A 19,403-nucleotide genomic window follows, 5' to 3' on the forward strand; every position below is an offset into this window, starting at 1 on the left:
TTTAGTCAATCTTTATAGAAGAATAAATTATTTAAGTCCCTTCATCTTTTATTTAAGCGAAATTTCCAATCTATTTAAATCTATGAATTTGACAAGTTTTTGAAAATAAGTCTACTTAAGTCTAGAAATATAATTAAAATATAGGTCAAAGACAGAAAGCTTAAAAAATTAAAAGACACTAAATTATCTTGTATATAATCTAAATCTTTCCACAGAAAAAGCTCCAAGCAAAGCCTGGAGCCAAAATCTTATTCTAAAGAATCGTCGTCTGTTTCTATCTTATCTTCACTTATATTTTCTTTTTTATCTTCGATAGCCTCATCACTTTCATCCTTATCTAGATTTTTTATATCTGTATTTTCTCTTATCTCACTTTCACTAGCCTCTACTGCCTTTTTGTTTAAGATTTCCATAAATTGGTCACCTGTTATGGTCTCTTCTTTTAGTAGGAAGTTAGATATTTCGTGAAGTTTATCTAGATTATCCTTAAGGATTTCTATAGCCCTCATATGTGCCTTAGCTATAATCTGGGCAACTTTTTCATCAATTTTATTACCTGTACCATCAGATACTATCATAGACCTTTGGCCACCTAGGTATCTTCCTTGGATTTGTTCAAGTTGCATGAAGTCAAACTCATCATCCATACCATAGATTGTAACCATGTTTCTCGCCATGGCGGTAGCTCTTTCTATATCGTTTGAAGCTCCCGTAGTTTTAGTATTAAAGATCAACTCTTCGGCAGATCTACCACCTGCAAAGGTAACTATCTCATCAAATAGCTCTTGCTTGGTCATTATATATTTTTCGTCCTTATCTACAGTCATGGTATAACCTAGGGCTCCACCTGTTCTTGGCACTATGGTAATCTTGGTTACCGGAGTCTTCTGGGTTTGGATGGCTGCTACTAGGGCGTGTCCTACCTCATGGTAGGCTATAATTTTCTTCTGATCATCGCTTATTACAGCGTTTTTCTTTTGTTGACCTGCTATTACTGTCTCGATTGATTCCTCGAGGTCTTCTTGGGTAAGTTTGTTACGGCCTTCTCTTACTGCACGAAGAGCTCCCTCGTTTATTATATTTGCAAGGTCAGCACCGCTTGTACCCGCAGTTCTTTTGGCGATTTCTTCATAGTCGATATCGTCTTCTCTTTTGATATTTTTGGCGTGAACTTTAAGGATATCTTCACGACCCTTAAGGTCTGGTAGTTCCACTTGAACTTGCCTATCAAAACGACCTGGTCTTGTAAGGGCTGGGTCTAAGATTTCTGGTCTGTTGGTTGCTGCAAGAAGTACAACTCCTTCAGTCGCATCAAATCCATCCATCTCGTTTAGAAGTTGGTTTAGGGTTTGTTCACGTTCATCGTTACCAGAATATCCACTTACATCACGCTTTTTACCTATAGCGTCGATCTCATCTATAAATACTATACAAGGTGCTTTTTCCTTGGCTTGTTTGAAGAGGTCACGGACCTTGCTTGCACCCATACCTACGAACATCTCCACAAATTCTGATCCTGAAATTGAGAAAAATGGCACGTTGGCTTCACCTGCTACGGCTTGGGCCATTAGGGTCTTACCTGTTCCTGGAGGACCTACTAAAAGCACTCCCTTTGGAACCTTGGCTCCTATTTCCTTGTATTTTCCTGGATTATGAAGGAAGTCTACTATCTCACTAAGTGAGTCTTTAGCTTCTTCTTGACCTGCAACATCCTTAAATGTCTTTCCAGTCTTGTTTTCTACATAGATTTTGGCATTGGACTTACCAAAGTTCATGAAGTCTCCGCCGCCTCGACCCCCCATGGTCTTTGTAAGAGATCTTGAGGCAAAATAGAATATTACCCAGATGAAAACTAGAGGCAATATACTTGTCAAGAATAGTGAAAGATAAGGGTTCATTCTCGTTTCAATCTCTTGAGAGAATATTAACTTATCATTTCTTTCTTTTGCCTTAAGAAGTCTATCTGTAAGGTCTGTATCTTGCCATAGACCTGTTTCGTAGGTGTTTTCGTCACCATCTACCTTTGCCTTAAAGGTATATTTTTGATCATCCTTAGATACTTCTGTAACTTGATCATTTTCGATCATTTCAACAAATTGGCTGTAGGATACTTCTTTTACATCTGCATCTTGCGCTATTGGATTTAGTGCAAATCGTATCACTACAAATAATACTATAGCAACCAACCAATAATATAATAAAGGTTTTTTGCTCGGATTTCTATTAGCCATCTAATCCACTCCTATATATATACTTATCGAGCAGTAATTCTAGAGCTTCTAGTTCATCAACTATGGTTTGTAAGTTTACATCTATTCCATCTTCTGGAATATCTTCCTTTATTTTTTGGAAGTAGTCATCTACCATTTTAGCTGCTTTTTCTCCATCTTTTGTAAGCATTACATTAACTACTCTCTCGTCTTCTTCACTTCTTACCCTATTTACAAAGCCTTGCTTTTCAAGTCTCTTGCAAATATTTGAAATATTACCTCCGGTTATGCCTATGGCCTTGCCGAGACTACCGATAGATACTTCCTTGTCCCTATTAGAATAAAGTGTAATAATCATCTTTAGCTGAAGAGGGGTTATACTTAGTTCATTTGCAGTATCCTGAAGTAACAGATCGATTTTATGTGAAATTTCTCTAATCATAGAGAATATAGAATTATTAAATTCAAAAAAATCTATATGTTTTGTTGCCATATCTCCTCCTAAATGTATCATATTATTATTTTACATATAAGTTAAATTTTTTCAATAAAACTTATTTATGCTTTAAATATATTTCATACACATTTCAATATTTGGGAGAGTTAGGACCTAATCGTAGTACCTTTTCATCCAAATATGTTCTATTCCACCATCATCAAAAACTTCTCCCTCTCTTTTGAAACCAAAGGAAGCATAATAGTCAGATACATATGCTTGAGCATTTATTCTAACTTCTTTGGCATCGAGTTCTTTGTCTATATATTCCATAACTTCAGATAGAAGTTCTTTGGCTAGGGATTTTCCCCTGAAGTCCCTGTGGGTTACTACTCTTGATATTTGATATATTTTATTTTTTTCATCGATCTTATGTATTCTCATGTAACAAACTAAAGAATACCCTTCTTTTATAAAGGCGTGATCTGCAATGTAATCCATAGCATCTAGATTTCTCATATCCATTGATTGTTCATGGATAAATATATCGTTTCTTAGTTGGGCTATTTGGTATATTTCGTCTCTTTCTAACTCTTCAAATTTCTTTATTTCAACCATCGGGTTCCTTTCTTCATACTTTCTATTTAGACTTTATTTTTGTAATATACCTTACTGCTTCTAGGCTTGCAATTTGCCCTTGGCCAACTGCCTTCATTATTTGATAAGGACTTCCTGTGACATCTCCTGCTGCGAAAAGACCCGCAATGTTGGTTGCCATATGAGAGTCTACTTCTATGTGATTGTCTTTCATCTTTACTGATGGGACTAGTCTTTGGGCCTTGGATGAATCTTTAATGATAAAAAATCCGTCTGCCTTTATTTTCTTGCCAGACTTAAATTCCAAAACTTCCGCCCTATTATCTCCTCTAAATCCAATAGGAACTTCTTCTTCTATTAAATTTATAGAAGGATCTAGGTCGATGTCATCCTTATACATATTGACAAAGCTAAGCTTATCTACTATTTCTGCCGTAAAGTTTGCTTCCTCAACACTTTCTTCATTATAGCCAATAAGAACTACTTCCTTTCCCTTATATAAGGCTGCATCACAAGTTGCACAATAGCTTACCCCCTTAGCAAAGAATTCCTCTTCGCCTACTAGATCCTTTGTTAGCTCTATACCTGTTGCCACTATTACAGCAACGGCCTCAACCATTTCTCCCGACTTAAGCATAAGAGCATGGTAGTCTCCCAAGGCATAGACAGTTTGGACCCTCTCTTCACTAAAGTTTATTTCATAATCCTTTAGTGAGTCCTTAAATCTCTGGTTTAGCTCACTTCCCCTTATATCTCCAAAGCCTAGGTAATTTTTAATAGATTCTGTTTTAGTAAGCTTAGGAGAATCCTTGCCGAAGATAATTACAGACTTGTTTCTGATTTTTGCATTTAAAGCGGCGCTAAGCCCTGCAGGACCTGCGCCGATTATTGCTAGATCATATCTCATTACTTATATTGGTCCATTTTTTCTACTATAACTTCTCTAGATTGGAAACCTACTAGGGTATCTTTTAGGACTCCATCTTTGAAAATCATAAGAGAAGGAACAGCATTTACATTGTATTGGCCTGCTATATCTTCTGATTCATCGACATCTATGTTAAATATTGTATAATCACTCTCAAGTCCCTCAAGAACTGGTCCTTGCATCTTGCATGGTCCACACCAGGTAGCTGAAAAGTCTACAAGCATTAGACCCTTGCCGTTTTCTACTTCACTTCTAAATTCATTAGAGTTTAATCTTTTCATCTTATCTCCTTTGTTCTACTAATCCTGAAACTTCACTTACTGGTAGAGAATATATTATACCCTTTCCTTCCTTGTCAAGTTCCATCTCCTTATATATTTTACCCCTAATAGTATCTTCTAATTCTTTTTTTATTAGCATTATTACTATATCTTTTTCAGGTTCTATATTCATATTCAAAAATATAGGGCTTTTAACATTTTCTGCAGATCCTCTTCCATGGACAAGGGTTGCTCCACATCTGTCAAAAATACTGCAAGTCCCAAAATCACGCCAACACATCCTAGGAGAAAATTAACAAGTAATTTGCTCTCTACTCTAACAAAGAAGTTAAGGATTAATACTAGAAGGGCTATTGGAACGACCGCCTTCGCATTGTTTTTTATTTCTTCAAAAAATATATTACTCACCTCAATTTTGCTTATAGAAAAAAGAGGCAATCAAACGACTGTCTCTTCTTCTTAATAGCTTATTAATTTACAGCTTGAGATGCTGTGATAATTGCTATTTCGTACACGTCTTCTTCAGAACAACCTCTTGAAAGGTCGTTTACTGGCGCGTTAAGACCTTGTAGTATTGGGCCTAATGCCTTATATCCTCCAAGTCTTTGCGCTATCTTATATCCAATATTTCCTGCTTGTAGATCTGGGAAGATGAATACATTACACTTACCAGCTACATCTGATTCTGGAGCCTTTTGAGCTGCTGTTTTTGGATCGATTGCTGCATCGAATTGGATTTCACCTTCAACCCTTAATTCTGGATCAAGCTCTAGGGCTCTTTGTTTAGCCTTAGCTACCTTTGTAGCTAGATCGTGGTGAGCTGAGCCATGAGTTGAGAATGATAATAATGCTACATATGGGTCCATACCAAAAGATTCAGCACTTTTTGCAGTTTCCACTGCTACTTCTGCAAGCTCATCAGATTCTAGAGTAATATTTACAGCTGTATCTGCAAATACTAATTGATTTCCATCAGGGCCAATCATTACCATAACTCCTGATACTCTATTAACACCAGGTTTTGTTCTAATGATTTGAAGAGCTGGTCTAATAGTATCTCCTGTAGTATGAATCGCACCAGATACCATTCCGTTAGCATAGCCTGCCTTAACTAGCAAAACTCCAAAATAGTTTACATTAGTTTTAAGTAAGAATTCAGCTTCTTCTTTTGAAGTCTTACCTCTTCTTGCTTCAACGAAAACATCAACTAATTTATCGAAATCTTCAAAGTATTGTGGGTTTATGATTTGTAAATCACCAAGTTTTAGACCTTCTTTGTCAGCAGTTTTTTGGATTTCTCCTTGATCTCCTAAAACTATTGGTGTAAGAAGTCCTTCTTCCTTGTGTCTTAGAGCAGCAGCTAGAACTCTTGGATCGCTACCTTCTGGTAAAACGATTTTTAAGTTCTTTCCCTCTATGGTCTCTCTTGCGTTTTCTAGTATACCTTTTGGCATTTAGTCCTCCTATTTTTTGTTTCTATAATATAACTATACCCATTAATTTTTAAACGTAAGCTTAGTTATTTTATTAACTTTTTGCTTTATTTAATGCTTCTAGCTCATTGGTAGCTAGATCCTTTTCACTTACTCCGTTAACAATTTCCTTAAGGTAAACTGTGGAGCCTGCGTTTGTATAAAGACTAGTCAAAACAATACCATTATGAAAATTATCAAGCAAACATAAACTAAAAGATAAACTTCCAGTCTGTCCATCGAATGCGTCGAAGTTTACCACAGCCATATTGCTCACTGCCCCCATAGTAGTATCTTTAGCCTCGATTGCCCTTTGGTCTATTGTTCTAATTTCTTTATTTGAACTTTCTATTCTATCATTGATTGAAACTAAAAGTTCCTCTAAGTTAACATCTCTGTTATTTCCTCTTAAAAGATGGTCATATCTTTGCTTTTGCCTTCTTATCCTATTATTCATTGACATAATAAAGGCAAATTCAACCACAACTAAGACGAATAATATCCCTATAAATACTCCTGTCATTATTTCCTTCCTTCGATAATTTCAACATTTTTTTGATACAGATTCTCACACTTTTCTAGAACTGACTCATAGTCATAAATTTCTTTAGTATATTTTAGATTAACTTCAATAGTAGGCATGGCACAGATTATAGCTTCTTTTAGGAGATTATTTGCTATAATTCCATCAGATAGATTCCTACCTCTTAGAAGTATATCAGAAAATTGCCCCAAGGCCTTAAGAGAAATATCCACCATCTCGATTTGAGGACTAGCTGCTTCGATAAAGTATTTTTCCTCAAAGTTTTTTTTCTTTATCTCAGCTATTAATTTCTTGGTTGCGTCAACATCTTCTTGAATAAGTTCTGTAAGTCTTTGGCTAATATATGTTTCACATGAAACATCTCCCATCATATTAATGAGATTGACTGCCATATTAGCCACTAGTATTACAACAGCTCCTCCTCCTGGATTGGGTCCCATATTCTTGATTTCTGTAAGAAGCCTTTCTACACTCATGTCAACTATCTTCATCACCAAGTCTCCAATAAATATTTTCTATATCATCAACTGTGAAACAATCTATTGTCAATTTGTAAATTTTTCCTGTTTTATCTATTTTGACCTTAGACCCTACTTTCTCCATGAATTTTTCTTCATAATCCTCTAAAAGAATCTTGTCTATATCACTGAGACCATCAGCTTTTTCTTTACTTTTCCCCTTGATTTTATTTTTGCTATTAATTTTTTCTGCATCTCTTACATTTAATTCTTTGTTTATAAAACCATCGAGAGCTTTCTTTCGTGCGTCTTGATCCTTTATAGATAGGAGAGTCCTTGCTTGGGAAGCAGAAATTTTCCTATCAGCCAAGGCTTCAGTTTCATCCTTGTTTAACTTCAATAGTCTTATGGTGTTTGCTATATAAGACCTAGACTTACCCATAGACTTAGATATTTCTTCCTGGGTCATGGAAAAATCATCTATGAGTTTCTTATAGGCTTCCGCCTCCTCAAGAGCACTTAGGTCCTCTCTTTGAATATTTTCTACTAGAGAAAGGATGTCAATATCCTTTTGATCAAAATCTCTAACTATAGCGTCGATTTTCTTAAGTCCAGCGTAAACGCTAGCCCTATATCTTCTCTCACCAGCTATAATCTCATATTTGCCATCATTTTTGCTTAATACGATAGGATTTAGAAGCCCATATTCTTTTATGGATTCAGCAAGCTCTTCAATGTTTTCAAAATTTTTCCTAGGCTGATCGCTCCTTGCCTCAATTAAATCTATATCAATTTTTTCTATGCTTGTTATATCTTCTTCCGCTTCAGGTATGAGAGCCGATAGGCCTCTGCCTAAGGTTTTTCTTCCTGTCATCTTATTCACCTATCAATTCTTGGGCGAGCATTTTATAAGCTGTCGCACCCTTTGACCTTTCTTCATATTCTAAGACAGACTTCCCATATGATGGTGCTTCTGCGAGCCTTACATTTCTTGGAATCATAGTCTTAAATACCTTGTTTTTAAAATATGATTTAACTTCTTCTACTACTTCATAGGATAAATTTGTCCTCTTATCGAACATAGTTAAAAGTACTCCTTCTATCTCAAGGTCCTTATTTAAGGAATCCTTAACGAGCTTATATGTATTCATCAATTCACTTACCCCTTCTAAGGCATAGTATTCTGTCTGAATAGGAATTATTATAGAGTCACTAGCTACAAGAGCATTAATTGATAGAAGTCCCAAACTTGGTGGACAATCAATTAAAACAAAATCGTATTCTTCTTCAAGTTTTCCTACTATTTCCTTTAAGACTTCCGTCCTTGAAACTGGATCAAGATTTACAAGCTCAACCTCAAGACCTGATAAAGAAGACTCAGATTTAATTAGAAGTACTCCTGAATCTGTCTTTTTTATATATTTGGAAAAATCAATTTTCTTTTCAGCTTCTTTTTTAGATTTTTTATCTTCTGCATCTTCTTCTAATTCTTCATTCTGTTCTTTTTCTTCTTCTTTATCATCTAAAATCTCGTAAAATAAATTATAAACTGAATCCCCTTCTTTATCAACTCCCAAGCCTGTGGTCGTATTTGCCTGAGGATCCATATCTATAACAAGAACTTTCTTTCCTTCTTTTACCAAGGCAACTGAAAGATTTACTACGCTTGTAGTTTTACCTACCCCGCCTTTTTGATTAAATATTGATACTATCATACTTACCTCTCATTAAAGTTATGGCTAAATCAATCGCCCTGTTTTTCGCTCTCAGTCTAACCCTATTTCTATCACCTTTGAAATTATATTCCTTAAGTACATACTCTCCCTTATACAAAAGGCCTATGAAAACTTTGCCAAGATGGGCATAACCTGTTGTAGCTATGGTTAAGTCAGCTTTAGTTCTATTGAAGAGTCCATCAAGCATTTCCTTTAGTACTTCCCTACTTACTACATCATACTTTTCGATTGTTTCATATGAAACATTTAGTAAATTATGTTTTGAAGAATTAGCATAGGTGACATAACTTTCCTTAATAACATCACTCGCCCCATCAATATCTATTATGGAGCTTGCTATTAATCCACCAGTAAAAGATTCTGCAGTTGAGACAAACTCTCTTCTATCTCTAAGAATATCTATTATAACTTCTTCTTTTCTCTTATCTTCAAAAGTTATAACATAATCTCCTAGTGAATCTTTTACTTTATCTATTCCTTTATTTAAAAGTTCATCAACTTCCGATTCACTTTTTGCACTTGCAGTTATTCTCAATATACATCCATTATCTGTTGCATAGGGACTTATGGTAGGATTTTTACCACTTAGGTCTACTCTGTTTGCCATATCCCATTCACCAAGAAAAGCTGTCTTTGCTGTGACAGATTTTATGAAAGAGTCTTTCATGATATGTTTTACAACTTCTTTATCAAACATATAAGTCATTTCATGAGGTGGACCTGGCAAGAGTACAAACTTAGTCTTGTCAGATTCTATAATACAACCTGGCGCTGTTCCTTTTGGATTTTTAAGTATTATGGCATCTTCAGGAAATATTGCCTGTTTTTTATTAATATCTATAGCTTTGTCATCTTTAGAAAAATATTCTTCCAAAGCTCTAAGAGAATCTTTATCTACTAGCAGTTTATTTTTATTTGCGACCTTCATTACTACTTCTTTAGTTATATCGTCTTCTGTTGGTCCAAGACCCCCTGTTATAAAGACATAATCATAAAATCCTTCTACTTCATTTAAGACATCCTTAAGTCTATCGAAGTTATCTCCGACAGTAATCATCTTATAAACATTGATTCCCATGTCTTTGAGATGGCTTGCTATGTATTGTGAATTTGTATCTACTATATTTCCTAATAAAATCTCAGTTCCTACTGAGCAAATTAAAGCTTGCATATTTACTCCTTTTGCTATCTTATATTTTACCACAAAAAAAGGGCCTCTTGCAAAACTATGAACAATCGTTCTACCATATTCTAAATTTATGGTAATTCTACAATAGCTCCTTTAAATCTCTCGGCTTAATTTCTTATGTCTTTTCTAAAATCAAGTAAAAACTTGATGGCAAATCCTATCGCTATAATGCAAGCTAGGCCCAAGACTTCATTAGGAAATACCGCTACTAAATTATTCACCGTATGAACTAAGATGACTTCCTTTATATTCCTTCTATAATAAAATATATATCCTAGAACTAAACCTATGAATAAAGTGTTAAGTCCTTGGATTAAATTTAGGTGATAGATAGCAAAAGTAAGGGCCGTAATTATTATCTTTGCCTTAGGACTTTTCTTTAGCTCTGCAAAAAGTATTCCTCTGAATAAATACTCTTCTAGAATTGGTGCTAGTATTACTACACTAAAAATCATCAAGGCATACTCATAGTTATTGGAAAATGAAAGAGCCTGATTCAAGGTCTCTATCACATTATTAACATAAGTATTATCTTCAAAAATTTTCATTATGGCTGAAACTAATAGGTTCCCAAAGCCCGCAAGACCTAGGCCGACGATGACTAATTTATAAGTATCATTCTTTAGACTCTTTGTGTTTATATAAGCGTCGTCATATTTATCTTCATACTTATCAGATCTAAACTTTACGAAGATTCCTACAAAAATTAATTTAGTTACTTGAGTTATTACTAGATAGTAAAGGGGTTGGACTTCTCCTAGAATTAATCCTGAAAGAATCCCGACTCCTATATCATAAAGTATATTTACTATTAGAAAAATTACCGCTATCATAAATCGTTTCACATGAAACATCACAGAGGGGATCTCTTAGGTAGATTCTTTCCTCTTGGATATTTCTTCTTAGTTCTCCTTATTTTTTCTACTACTATGTTTACCCTCTCATTGCCATCCAAATCAAAGCTATCTGTTTTTATTACTTTGCCGCCTAGAATATCTATGGCGTTTTGAGCATTTTCCAATTCTTCTTCTGCCCTAGGTCCCTTGAGAGCTATAAAAGTTCCACCTACTTTAAGCATAGGAAGGCAATATTCTGAAAGGGTAGACATGTTTGCAACAGCCCTTGAGACTACAACATCATATGTTTCTCTTTCTTCATTTGCGAAATCTTCTGCCCTAGTGTGGATTGCTCTAGCATTTGTAAGTCCTAATTTATCTATAACTTCATTCATAAACTTTACTTTTTTATTGACAGAATCAATTAGGGTAAGGTCGATATCTTTTTCAATCTTCAGAGGAATTCCAGGAAATCCAGCTCCAGCTCCTATATCTAGGACTCTATCTCCTTCTTTAATATAATCAAGTATTGTGAGTGAATCCTTAAAATGTTTGATCTCAATTTCATCGGGATCTGTTATCGCCGTGAGATTAGTGTGACTATTTACCTCTAATAAATACTCCATATACATTTTATATGCCTTATCCATCTAGCTCTCCTGTCTTAAGTCTAATTAATAGGACATTGATATCTGCTGGAGATACTCCAGAAATACGAGAAGCTTGTCCAATAGATTCTGGTTGAATTTCGTTTAATTTTTCTGCTGATTCTTTTTTTAAACCAGGAATCTTGAAATAATCAATATTTTTCTTAAGCTTCTTGCCCTCTAGTTTCTTAAACTTATCTATATCAGCCATTTGTTTTTTGATATAGCCTTCATATTTTATTTCTGTTTGAGCTTGTATCTGTTGAAACTTCGGTAGATTTGGCCTTTCAGAATCGAATATTTTAAGCTTTTCATAATCTAATTCTGGTCTTTTTAGTAGATCATGAAGGCTCATACCATTATTTAGAGGAGTAGTTCCTAAATCTTCTAGTTTTTTGTTTGTTTCTTCTTTTGGAGTGAGCATAACAGTTTTAAGTCTTTCTATCTCTTTATCAATAGCAGATCTTTTCTCAACCATTTTTTGATATCTCTCTTCACTTACTATCCCTATCTTGTAGGCTCTTTCTGTAAGTCTCTGGTCGGCATTGTCTTGTCTCATAGTTAATCTATATTCACATCTAGAAGTCATCATCCTATATGGCTCTTTAGTACCTTCTGTAACCAAGTCATCTATTAGAACTCCTATATATCCATCAGACCTATCTAGGATAAAAGGATCTTCTCCCTTAATTTTAAGGGCTGCATTAATTCCTGCTATGAGCCCTTGGCCAGCTGCTTCTTCATATCCACTAGATCCATTAATTTGTCCGGCAAAATATAGACCCTCATAATCTTTTGATTCCAAAGTTCTATAGAGATTTCTAGTATCTATCATGTCGTATTCGATAGCATAGGCTGGTCTCATAATTTTGACATCTTCAAGACCAATTATAGTTTTGTAGAAATCAAACTGAATTTCTTGAGGTAGGGACGAAGATACCCCTTGTATATACATCTCATCTGTAGCAAGTCCCTCTGGTTCAATAAAGACTTGATGGATATCCCTATCCGGAAACCTCACCATCTTATCTTCGATAGAAGGACAATATCTAGGTCCTACTCCTTTGATATGGCCTCCATATATAGGCGACCTATCGAGATTATCCATTATTATTTGTTTTGTCTCAGGCCTTGTATAGGTAAGATAACAATTTTCCTGGCATTTATCTGAGAAGTCTCTACCTTCATTAAGGAAAGAAAATGGAATAATCTCATCGTCTCCTTTTTGAATTTCAGTTTTCTCTAAATGTAGACTTTTTCTATCTACCCTAGCTGGAGTTCCGGTCTTAAATCTTCTAAGCTTAAAACCCATCTCCTCTAATGAATCAGATAGATAGGTTGCAGCTGAAAGGCCATGTGGACCTGATACTTTTTCATATTCTCCTATAAGGATTTTTCCGTTAAGATAAGTTCCCGTAGCAATTATAAGAGCTTTTGTTTCAAAGATTGCTCCTTCTACTGTTTCACATGAAACAATCTTGCCGTCTTCATAATTTATCTTATCTACTTCTTGTTCGAATAGGTCAACTTCTTTCTCAAGAGTCTTTTTCATCTCTTCGTGATAAAGCCTCTTATCTGCCTGGACACGTAGAGAGTGAACTGCTGGTCCCTTGCTCGTATTAAGCATTCTAGATTGTATGAAGGTCTTGTCAATATTTAGGGCCATCTGTCCACCCATGGCATCAATTTCTCTTACAATATGTCCTTTTCCAGTACCTCCTATGTTGGGATTACATGGCATATCTGCAATCGACTCCATGCTTGTTGTTAGAACTAGTGTCTTAAGTCCCAGTCTTGAGGCGGCAAGAGACGCTTCGCAACCAGCATGTCCTGCTCCCACTACTACCACATCGTAGCTTCCTGCTTTATATTTATTTTCCAACGCAAAACTCCTTAAATACTTTATCCATTATTTCGTCCGAAACAGATTCACCTATGATAAGGCCCAAATCGTCATACGCTCCTCTTAGATCGACCTCACAAGCATCCAGTGGGATTCCTATTTTGATATCTTTTAATGAATCGCTTAGCTTTTTGGAGGCTTCTTTCAAGAGTCTTTCGTGACGAGTGTTAGTTATAAGAACTGACTCTCTTTTTATATCTTTGGTATTAAACATTTCGGTAATGGCTTCTTCCAGCTTATCTATTCCTTCATCTTTGGCCATAGAAGTCCTTATAGTTACTTGATCGAAGTCATAAGTGAATTGATCTTCAAGGTCAGTCTTGTTTAGGATGATAATAGCATTTCTTCCCTCGATTAAGTCTAGGATTTTCTCATCTTCTCTATCGAAAGTCCTAGATGTATCAAAGATTGCAATAATTAAATCAGATTCATCAATAAGCTCTATAGACTTGTCCACTCCGATTTTCTCTACTAAGTCATCAGTCTCTCTAATGCCAGCTGTATCATTGATTTTTAGGGTGAAATCTCCAAAAGAAATGTATTCTGTAATAAGATCTCTTGTAGTGCCTGGAACATCTGTTACTATAGCACGATTTTCCTTTAGCAATTTGTTTAGTAAGGAAGATTTCCCTACATTTGGCTTACCTATAATAGTTGTATTTATTCCATCTCTTAAGATTTTTCCTTTGTTAGAAGTGTTTAAAAGCTTTTCTATTCTAGCTTTAGCTTTTTCCATATAGGTAATTATCTCATCCGGTGGTAAGTCTTCCCCATCTTCTGTAAAATTAATAGAATATTCCAATCTTGATAGAGCTTCCAATAGGTCCTGTCTAATAGATAGAATCTTCCCTCTAACTGATCCTTGCAATTGATGAATGCTTTCTTTCTGACTTAGCTCATTAGTAGAGTTTATTATATCCAAGACAGCTTCTGCTTGTGATAAGTCTATTCTTCCATTGAGAAAGGCCCTTTTAGTAAATTCTCCTGCCTCTGCCATGTCACAGCCTTCATCTAACAAGAGATTTAAAATTTTTTTGACAGATACAAAAGATCCATGACAGTTAATCTCACAGATATCTTCTTTAGTATAGGTAGAGGGTCCTTTCATAAAGCATACCATTACCTCATCTATTGTTTCGCCTTCATTATCTTTAATAACTCCATAGCGCATCTTTCGATTATCCTTATCTTTGTCGAGCCCCCTTCCGTTAATAGGGCAAAATAGTCGACTAATGATATCAAAAGACTTACTTCCACTCATCCTGACTATGGATATGCCACCAGTCCCGGATGGAGTAGATATTGCAGCAATTGTTCTTTCTTCCATAATTACTCCTTTAAATATACACTACTTTGACTAGTGGTTTGTAACATAAGAATTATAGTGGAAAATCCTGATTTGTCAATATTTATAAGATTATATGAAAATTTTGTAGAAAAATTTCCTCCTATATGATATATTAGATACATAATACAAATTTTTGGAGGGATTATGCAACTACAATCATTAAGCTCTCTACAGTGGAATCTCATAGCAGGAGGTCTGGCCATATTCCTATTCGGTATATCCCTAATGGGAGATGCCCTTACAAATTTTGCAGGCCCTAAGCTAAGAGGATATGTAGAGAAATACACTTCCAATCCGATAATGGGAGTTTTAGTTGGTATAGTCATAACCGGTTTAATCCAATCCTCATCAGCGACGACAGTTATAGCCATAAGTTTTGTAAGAGCAGGAGTTATGAGTCTCGAACAGGCTATAGGTGTCATTTTAGGTGCAAATATTGGTACAACCGTTACATCTATATTGATCGGTTTCGACTTAGGATATCTATCGTACTTCATCGCCCTAATAGGTGTTGTTATAACGATGTTTTCAGCAAAAAGAAGAAATAAATATATCGGGGAAATTTTGGTAGGATTTGGCCTACTATTTATAGGACTTGAAATGATGGGATCATCCCTATCAGAGTTAAGTAATATAGAAGGTTTTGAAAAAGTCGTAGCAAATATGGCCAAAAACCCAATACTAGCAGTAATAATCGGAGCGGGCCTTACAGCCTTAATTCAATCATCATCTGCCTTTATAGGTATTACTCAGTCTTTATTTGCTTCAGGGGCCATAGATTTAAAGCTTGCCCTAGCATTAATGTTTGGTGCAAATATAGGTACATGTATAACGGCTATCCTAGCCTCTCTTGGTGGATCACTTTCAGCTAGAAGAACTTCCACTTTCCATGTGCTTTTTAATGTGCTAATATCAGTAATATTTTTGATTTTCTTAAATCCTTACGAAAGCCTAGTAAGAACAATAGCAGATTTCTTGGGAACAAACAAGTTGATGACAATAGCAGTAGGTCATTTTACCTTTAACTTCATAGGTATGATCTTATTCCTACCTATTGTAAAATACGTAGGTAAGTTATTAAGAAAGCTTATTCCTGGCAAGGATTCTATATTCTCTGATCTTGGAGATATAGAGCTAGATAATAAGCTAATAGAAACTTTCCCTGTGGCTGCTCTTGATCAGATAAAGGCTGCAATCCTAAAAGAATCTAAGGTTGCCCTAGAGACAATAAAGCAAACAAAGCTTTATTTATTGGAAAAAGACAGAAAATATTTAGAAACAGCTAATCAAGCAGAATCTATTGTAAATGATATGGATACCAAAATCCAATCCTATCTTTTGGCTATAGCTCAAAGCACTGGTCCAATGGATTTGGAAGTTGAAGTACAAAACTACTTACAGATACAAATAAATGTAGAAAGAATCTCAGACCTCGCCCAAAATTTGGGTGAATACTATGAAGAAATTTATGAATCTAACGCAAGTTATAACGACGAAGCCTTATCAGACTTGGAAGATATATATGATTTAGTAATCAATAACTTCGTTAGCGCTATAGAAGTTTTCGATAGCAAAGATCAAGCCGTATTTAGAAGACTCGGTGAAGACGAGGCAGCTCTTGACCTTATGGAGACTACTCTAAGAAAGTCTCACTACAAGAGACTCGCCAATGGTGAAGATATGACAAGCATCGCTTCATATGTATTTAACGATATATTATCAACAATGGAAAGAACTGGAGACCATGCATATAACATCGCAAGACTAACCATGGATCCTGTTAAGGTTCACTCAGGTAACCATTCTAAATTCGAAGAAGTTTCACATGAAACATTTTAAAAGCCGGATAAACCGGCTTTTTTATTGTAAAAAATATACCTATTTTTTTACAATAAAAAAGCCTGTGAAAAGTCACAAGCTTATTCTACATAGTCAACTACAACATATCTTTTAGGATCATTTCCTTCTGAGTGACTTGATACATTCGGATGTTTGCTTATCTCCTCGTGTGCAAGTCTTCTCTCATAGGAATTCATATATCTTAAGTTCCAAGATTTCTTACTTCTTTGGACTTTCCTCGCAGTATCTGCCGCAAGATCTATTATTTTCTCATCTCTTCTTTTCTTGTATGAGTTGATATCGATATTAATTCTAACATTGTTTCTTCTTGAATCTAGAGCTTTTCTAATTATAAGTTCAATCGCATCTAAGGTTGAACCAGACTTTCCTATAGCAATTCCTGTATCTTTTTCCGAAACCTTAGCTTCAAGCTTTATGATATTACCCTCAAGATCTCCTATAACTGTGACATCTTCGAAATGCATAGCTAGGAGGATTCTCTCTAAGAGGTCTTTTGCCTCATAGAACTTATCTATATCTGCCTTTTGTTTAGCCTTGCCATAATTAACTGGCTCTGTCTTTTCTTCTGCTTTTACTTCTTCTTTGATATCTGTTACTTCAGAAACAGCTACAGCTTCTTCTTTTTCTATAAGCTCTTCTTCTTCGCTATAATCTTCATTTGCCGTGAATTTAGTATCTTCGATTTCTCTTTCTAGATTAGAAAGGGCTTCTTTGATATCTTCTTCGTAACTAACTCTTACTACTGCATCCTTACTTCCAATAATACCTAAAAATCCAGTAGATTCTTCTTCAATAATCTCAACTTCTACTTCATCTCGACTCTTGCCAATTTCTTCTAGAGCAAAATCTATTGCTTGCTCTTTTGTTTTGGCACTTTTAATTATTGACTTTTTCATTTTCTAACTCCATTTTTTTATTTCTCATTGAAAAATGCATTATAACCATTATTACTAATCTAAATAAAGAACTTAGGGTGTAATATAGTGGTAAACCTGCAGGAAGTCCCTTAAATACAAAGAAGTACATCAAAGGCATGAGTAAAAGCATGTTATTCATTCCTCCCATTGCCCCTCCTGCTTGTTGCATTTGTGGATTGGTCTTCATTGAGAAAAGTTGTACACCAACTTGGGATAAAGATGTAAGTAGTGGTAAACCGAACCAATATGGATCTTTCCCAAGTAGGTCTGGTACCCAGTAGAAATTGGTTCTGATATTATCAAGGCCTTCTGGGAATACATATTTAGTTGTATCGCTCATCATTCTAAACAATCCAAAAAGTATAAGGATTTGGATTATCATTACAAGACAACCAGAAAGACCAGGAGTAACTCCTTCTTCCTTATATAGTTCTTGCATCTTTTGTTGCATGATCTGTTGGTCGTAGCCATATTTTTTCTGGATTTCTTCCATCTTTGGCTTGAAAACCTTAGTTCTTTCAGCTTGTTTTTGTTGGCTAACGGTCATTGGTATAATTAAAAGACTCACAAGCAAAGTCATTATTACTATCGCTATGGCATAAAAACTAACATTTGTAGGTTCTGTAAAATTCGCCGCGAGATAATCATATATCCATCTCATAAGCTGACCTAAAATGCCGGCTATAAACTTAATCATATAAACTCCATCTATTTTATTTAATCTACCGGATCATACCCACCCTTAGAGAATGGATTGCATCTTAATATTCTCCAAAAAGACTTGATAAACGCTTTCAAAAACCCGTATTTTCTGAAAGCTTCCAGTGCATATTGGGAACAAGTCGGGTAGAACTTGCACTTGGAAGGCCCTAATTGGGGAGAAATAAACTTTTGGTAAAACTTAATAAGTCTAATAAAGAATCTATTTACCATAATAGACTATCTTTTTCTTAAAAGCCTTACTCAAAACATGACCCAAGGTTTTTTTTAATTTTTCATAAGTAAAATCTGTCGTATGTTTCTTAGGAATAATTACTATATCTACTCCATTTATAGAAGCATAATTAAGCCTAAGAATCTCTCTTAACTTCCTTTTTAGTGAATTTCTTTGGTTAGCCTTTCCGATTTTTTTGCTAATAGTAATTCCAAATCTAGGATGGTTTAGGCCGTTGTTTTTGATAAGTACAGTGAAATCCCTATTATAGAAAGCTTTGTTTTTCTTGTATACTCTTTGAAAATCTAAATCTTTTCTTAAACTAATTCTTTTTTCCATATTAAAAATCTAAAATACATATAAACAAGAGCCTTAAAAAAGGCCCTCTCTCTAATCTATATATTACTATTTTAGCCTAAGCAGATAATCTTTTTCTGTTTTTTCTTCTTCTAGCTTTAAGTACTCTTCTACCGCCTGGGCTTGACATTCTTTTTCTAAAGCCGTGATCTTTAGATCTCTTTCTTCTATTTGGTTGATAAGTTCTCTTCATGCTTACACCTCCTACTCTTTTTTTGACTCATACTATTATATTGAAATAAAGCTAATCTGTCAAGATATATAGGCAAAAAATATTCTATTAAACAAGCTTTATTTCCTTATGGATAATTTATGCATTTACACCTTGAATAAATAGTCATCTTTCAGGGCTATACTGTATAAATTTTCAATGTGGATATAATTGGGGATAGAATATTTTTACACAAGTTATAAACAAAATTTTCTCATGAATAAAATTTAAAAATGATCGATTATCTATTTTGTTTTTAGCTTAAATTAGTGATTTTTGAAAAAAGTATGAAGAAAATTAAATAAATACACAGACTTATCCACATATCCACTTCAAATTTTGACTTTTATAAACTCTAAAAATAAGTTTTCCCAAAAAAATAATAAAAAATGTGGATAAGTTGATTAAATCGCTTGTTTGTAGTATAATTAGCTGTGTAAAAGTATATGTAAAACTATATTTTTGGCGATAATTTAATATTTTTATGTGGATAAAATCTAAGCTTACAAATTTTTTCTTAGGATTTGTCCCTATTAAGC

The 19,403-nt window shown here is 34.7% G+C and carries 23 protein-coding genes; 1 reads left to right on the top strand and 22 read right to left on the bottom strand.

Annotation, left to right across the window (positions count from 1 at the left end; translation table 11 throughout):
* Window positions 1–248: 248 nt before the first annotated feature.
* From ftsH to mnmE, 17 genes are all read right to left on the bottom strand, one after another.
* Window positions 249–2,231 (bottom strand): ATP-dependent zinc metalloprotease FtsH, encoded by a 1,983-nt coding sequence (gene ftsH, locus RCH56_RS05395; protein ID WP_306483969.1) that lies wholly within the window; start codon window positions 2,229–2,231, stop codon window positions 249–251.
* Complete coding sequence (locus tag RCH56_RS05400) at window positions 2,224–2,703, bottom strand: MarR family winged helix-turn-helix transcriptional regulator (protein WP_105301462.1); 480 nt, start codon at window positions 2,701–2,703, stop codon at window positions 2,224–2,226. The genes ftsH and RCH56_RS05400 overlap by 8 nt, the downstream gene beginning before the upstream one ends.
* Before the next feature lie 117 nt (window positions 2,704–2,820).
* A complete protein-coding gene (locus RCH56_RS05405) occupies window positions 2,821–3,264 on the bottom strand; it encodes a GNAT family N-acetyltransferase (RefSeq protein ID WP_306483970.1) in 444 nt (147 codons plus the stop codon).
* Window positions 3,265–3,286: 22 nt separating this feature from the next.
* The gene (locus tag RCH56_RS05410; RefSeq protein WP_306483971.1) at window positions 3,287–4,150 is read right to left on the bottom strand and encodes an NAD(P)/FAD-dependent oxidoreductase; all 864 of its coding nucleotides are present in this window, start codon (window positions 4,148–4,150) and stop codon (window positions 3,287–3,289) included.
* A complete protein-coding gene (locus tag RCH56_RS05415) occupies window positions 4,150–4,452 on the bottom strand; it encodes a co-chaperone YbbN (protein ID WP_306483972.1) in 303 nt (100 codons plus the stop codon). Before RCH56_RS05415 ends, RCH56_RS05410 begins: the two co-directional genes overlap by 1 nt.
* A 1-nt stretch (window position 4,453) precedes the next feature.
* Window positions 4,454–4,630, bottom strand: coding sequence for a hypothetical protein (locus RCH56_RS05420; protein ID WP_306483973.1), 177 nt, complete (start codon window positions 4,628–4,630; stop codon window positions 4,454–4,456).
* Window positions 4,627–4,860 carry a hypothetical protein gene (locus RCH56_RS05425; RefSeq protein ID WP_306483974.1) on the bottom strand — a complete coding sequence of 78 codons (234 nt, stop codon included), beginning with the start codon at window positions 4,858–4,860 and terminating at the stop codon, window positions 4,627–4,629. The genes RCH56_RS05420 and RCH56_RS05425 overlap by 4 nt, the downstream gene beginning before the upstream one ends.
* Window positions 4,861–4,922: 62 nt before the next feature.
* Window positions 4,923–5,906: a phosphate acetyltransferase gene (gene pta / locus RCH56_RS05430; protein WP_306483975.1), complete on the bottom strand. Its 984-nt coding sequence runs from the start codon at window positions 5,904–5,906 to the stop codon at window positions 4,923–4,925.
* A gap of 73 nt (window positions 5,907–5,979) precedes the next feature.
* The gene (locus tag RCH56_RS05435) at window positions 5,980–6,447 is read right to left on the bottom strand and encodes a DUF4446 family protein (RefSeq protein WP_306483976.1); all 468 of its coding nucleotides are present in this window, start codon (window positions 6,445–6,447) and stop codon (window positions 5,980–5,982) included.
* Window positions 6,447–6,959, bottom strand: a complete 513-nt coding sequence (locus RCH56_RS05440) for a cyclodeaminase/cyclohydrolase family protein (RefSeq protein WP_306483977.1) — start codon at window positions 6,957–6,959, stop codon at window positions 6,447–6,449. The genes RCH56_RS05435 and RCH56_RS05440 overlap by 1 nt, the downstream gene beginning before the upstream one ends.
* Window positions 6,946–7,800, bottom strand: coding sequence for a ParB/RepB/Spo0J family partition protein (locus RCH56_RS05445; RefSeq protein WP_306483978.1), 855 nt, complete (start codon window positions 7,798–7,800; stop codon window positions 6,946–6,948). The genes RCH56_RS05440 and RCH56_RS05445 overlap by 14 nt, the downstream gene beginning before the upstream one ends.
* A gap of 1 nt (window position 7,801) precedes the next feature.
* Window positions 7,802–8,641: a ParA family protein gene (locus RCH56_RS05450; RefSeq protein WP_306483979.1), complete on the bottom strand. Its 840-nt coding sequence runs from the start codon at window positions 8,639–8,641 to the stop codon at window positions 7,802–7,804.
* Complete coding sequence (locus RCH56_RS05455; protein ID WP_306483980.1) at window positions 8,622–9,833, bottom strand: CinA family nicotinamide mononucleotide deamidase-related protein; 1,212 nt, start codon at window positions 9,831–9,833, stop codon at window positions 8,622–8,624. Before RCH56_RS05455 ends, RCH56_RS05450 begins: the two co-directional genes overlap by 20 nt.
* Window positions 9,834–9,958: 125 nt before the next feature.
* Window positions 9,959–10,684, bottom strand: a complete 726-nt coding sequence (locus tag RCH56_RS05460; RefSeq protein WP_306483981.1) for a CPBP family intramembrane glutamic endopeptidase — start codon at window positions 10,682–10,684, stop codon at window positions 9,959–9,961.
* 20 nt (window positions 10,685–10,704) lie between these two features.
* Complete coding sequence (rsmG, locus tag RCH56_RS05465) at window positions 10,705–11,337, bottom strand: 16S rRNA (guanine(527)-N(7))-methyltransferase RsmG (RefSeq protein WP_306483982.1); 633 nt, start codon at window positions 11,335–11,337, stop codon at window positions 10,705–10,707.
* Complete coding sequence (mnmG, locus tag RCH56_RS05470) at window positions 11,330–13,216, bottom strand: tRNA uridine-5-carboxymethylaminomethyl(34) synthesis enzyme MnmG (RefSeq protein WP_306483983.1); 1,887 nt, start codon at window positions 13,214–13,216, stop codon at window positions 11,330–11,332. Before mnmG ends, rsmG begins: the two co-directional genes overlap by 8 nt.
* On the bottom strand, window positions 13,206–14,564 hold the full coding sequence (gene mnmE / locus RCH56_RS05475) for a tRNA uridine-5-carboxymethylaminomethyl(34) synthesis GTPase MnmE (protein ID WP_306483984.1): 1,359 nt from the start codon (window positions 14,562–14,564) through the stop codon (window positions 13,206–13,208). The genes mnmG and mnmE overlap by 11 nt, the downstream gene beginning before the upstream one ends.
* A 165-nt stretch (window positions 14,565–14,729) precedes the next feature.
* On the opposite strand from mnmE, the gene RCH56_RS05480 reads away from it, so the two are divergent.
* Complete coding sequence (locus tag RCH56_RS05480) at window positions 14,730–16,424, top strand: Na/Pi cotransporter family protein (protein ID WP_306483985.1); 1,695 nt, start codon at window positions 14,730–14,732, stop codon at window positions 16,422–16,424.
* 80 nt (window positions 16,425–16,504) lie between these two features.
* On the opposite strand, the gene jag is transcribed toward RCH56_RS05480, so the two are convergent.
* The 5 genes from jag to rpmH all read right to left on the bottom strand — a co-directional run bounded on the left by jag (window position 16,505) and on the right by rpmH (window position 18,846).
* A complete protein-coding gene (gene jag, locus RCH56_RS05485; RefSeq protein ID WP_306483986.1) occupies window positions 16,505–17,341 on the bottom strand; it encodes an RNA-binding cell elongation regulator Jag/EloR in 837 nt (278 codons plus the stop codon).
* Window positions 17,322–18,059: a YidC/Oxa1 family membrane protein insertase gene (locus RCH56_RS05490; RefSeq protein ID WP_306483987.1), complete on the bottom strand. Its 738-nt coding sequence runs from the start codon at window positions 18,057–18,059 to the stop codon at window positions 17,322–17,324. Before RCH56_RS05490 ends, jag begins: the two co-directional genes overlap by 20 nt.
* 20 nt (window positions 18,060–18,079) lie before the next feature.
* Window positions 18,080–18,295, bottom strand: a complete 216-nt coding sequence (gene yidD, locus RCH56_RS05495; protein WP_306483988.1) for a membrane protein insertion efficiency factor YidD — start codon at window positions 18,293–18,295, stop codon at window positions 18,080–18,082.
* A complete protein-coding gene (rnpA, locus tag RCH56_RS05500; protein ID WP_306483989.1) occupies window positions 18,285–18,635 on the bottom strand; it encodes a ribonuclease P protein component in 351 nt (116 codons plus the stop codon). The genes yidD and rnpA overlap by 11 nt, the downstream gene beginning before the upstream one ends.
* A gap of 76 nt (window positions 18,636–18,711) precedes the next feature.
* A complete protein-coding gene (rpmH, locus tag RCH56_RS05505) occupies window positions 18,712–18,846 on the bottom strand; it encodes a 50S ribosomal protein L34 (RefSeq protein ID WP_004836563.1) in 135 nt (44 codons plus the stop codon).
* Window positions 18,847–19,403: the final 557 nt, after the last annotated feature.

Source organism: Anaerococcus sp., assembly GCF_030825785.1.
In the GTDB taxonomy this organism is placed as follows: Bacteria; Bacillota; Clostridia; order Tissierellales; family Peptoniphilaceae; genus Anaerococcus.

Bases quoted from the DNA above. Each gene is read 5' to 3' on its own strand.
- RCH56_RS05480 (WP_306483985.1), top strand. From the start codon at position 14,730: ATGCAACTACAATCATTAAGCTCTCTACAGTGGAATCTCATAGCAGGA.
- jag (WP_306483986.1), bottom strand. From the start codon at position 17,341: ATGAAAAAGTCAATAATTAAAAGTGCCAAAACAAAAGAGCAAGCAATA.
- RCH56_RS05460 (WP_306483981.1), bottom strand. From the start codon at position 10,684: ATGATAGCGGTAATTTTTCTAATAGTAAATATACTTTATGATATAGGA.
- ftsH (WP_306483969.1), bottom strand. From the start codon at position 2,231: ATGGCTAATAGAAATCCGAGCAAAAAACCTTTATTATATTATTGGTTG.
- RCH56_RS05490 (WP_306483987.1), bottom strand. From the start codon at position 18,059: ATGATTAAGTTTATAGCCGGCATTTTAGGTCAGCTTATGAGATGGATA.
- RCH56_RS05435 (WP_306483976.1), bottom strand. From the start codon at position 6,447: ATGACAGGAGTATTTATAGGGATATTATTCGTCTTAGTTGTGGTTGAA.
- RCH56_RS05405 (WP_306483970.1), bottom strand. From the start codon at position 3,264: ATGGTTGAAATAAAGAAATTTGAAGAGTTAGAAAGAGACGAAATATAC.
- rsmG (WP_306483982.1), bottom strand. From the start codon at position 11,337: ATGGATAAGGCATATAAAATGTATATGGAGTATTTATTAGAGGTAAAT.
- RCH56_RS05450 (WP_306483979.1), bottom strand. From the start codon at position 8,641: ATGATAGTATCAATATTTAATCAAAAAGGCGGGGTAGGTAAAACTACA.
- RCH56_RS05410 (WP_306483971.1), bottom strand. From the start codon at position 4,150: ATGAGATATGATCTAGCAATAATCGGCGCAGGTCCTGCAGGGCTTAGC.
- RCH56_RS05415 (WP_306483972.1), bottom strand. From the start codon at position 4,452: ATGAAAAGATTAAACTCTAATGAATTTAGAAGTGAAGTAGAAAACGGC.
- pta (WP_306483975.1), bottom strand. From the start codon at position 5,906: ATGCCAAAAGGTATACTAGAAAACGCAAGAGAGACCATAGAGGGAAAG.
- RCH56_RS05400 (WP_105301462.1), bottom strand. From the start codon at position 2,703: ATGGCAACAAAACATATAGATTTTTTTGAATTTAATAATTCTATATTC.
- yidD (WP_306483988.1), bottom strand. From the start codon at position 18,295: ATGGTAAATAGATTCTTTATTAGACTTATTAAGTTTTACCAAAAGTTT.
- RCH56_RS05455 (WP_306483980.1), bottom strand. From the start codon at position 9,833: ATGCAAGCTTTAATTTGCTCAGTAGGAACTGAGATTTTATTAGGAAAT.
- rnpA (WP_306483989.1), bottom strand. From the start codon at position 18,635: ATGGAAAAAAGAATTAGTTTAAGAAAAGATTTAGATTTTCAAAGAGTA.
- RCH56_RS05440 (WP_306483977.1), bottom strand. From the start codon at position 6,959: ATGAAGATAGTTGACATGAGTGTAGAAAGGCTTCTTACAGAAATCAAG.
- mnmE (WP_306483984.1), bottom strand. From the start codon at position 14,564: ATGGAAGAAAGAACAATTGCTGCAATATCTACTCCATCCGGGACTGGT.
- RCH56_RS05445 (WP_306483978.1), bottom strand. From the start codon at position 7,800: ATGACAGGAAGAAAAACCTTAGGCAGAGGCCTATCGGCTCTCATACCT.
- rpmH (WP_004836563.1), bottom strand. From the start codon at position 18,846: ATGAAGAGAACTTATCAACCAAATAGAAGAAAGAGATCTAAAGATCAC.